This is a genomic window from Phyllobacterium sp. P5_D12 (assembly GCF_054049495.1).
In genome coordinates this window covers 1-672 of the sequence record NZ_JBFUMG010001112.1, presented here as the reverse complement: position 1 = coordinate 672, position 672 = coordinate 1, and the positions used below count along the sequence as shown (strand labels likewise).

Genomic DNA, 672 nt, shown 5'->3' with positions numbered 1-672 from the left:
GGAAAATCCTTTCTCTCCCACAAAGGGGAGAGATAATCGGCATCTGCTGTTTCGGCCAATCAGCGCCCGCCGATCACGCCGATATAATCGGACACCCAGCGGTGATACGGCACGCATTCGCTCTGGGTTTCGCACTTTGAAACCGGCGTTCTCCAGAACTTGATCTTGTCGAAGTCGTTATAGCCGTTGGTCGCGCAACCCTCGTCGGTCAAGAGTTCGTTGCCCTTGCAGGCTGCTCCAACCGAAGGATTGGCGCCGAACCATGCCGAGACGTCACCCTGAACCTTGGGTGAAAGCGAATGTTCCATCCACATATAGGCGCAGTTCGGATGCTTGCTGTCGACGTGCAGCATGGTTGTGTCGGCCCAGCCAGTTGCGCCTTCTTCAGGCACGACCGAAGCGATAGGCTTTTTCTCTGCCTTCAACAGGTTGACCTGGAACGGCCATGAGCCGGAAGCGACAACGCCTTCATTCTTGAAATCATCGACCTGGATCATGGCATCGTGCCAGTAGCGGCTAGCGAGGGTCCGCTGCACACGCAGGATATCGAGCGCTGCCTTGTACTGGTCTTCGTTGAGTTCGTACGGGCTTTTGATGCCAAGCTCGGGCTTGTGGGCCATAAGATAGTTGGCGGCGTCGGCAATATGGATCGGTCCGTCATCGGTCCGTCAT

1 pseudogene is annotated in these 672 nt (G+C 56.2%); it reads right to left on the bottom strand.

Annotation, left to right across the window (positions count from 1 at the left end):
* Positions 1-59: 59 nt before the first annotated feature.
* Positions 60-659: pseudogene (locus ACXJ5O_RS29005) on the bottom strand (spermidine/putrescine ABC transporter substrate-binding protein); the annotation flags it as partial.
* Positions 660-672 lie beyond the last annotated feature (13 nt).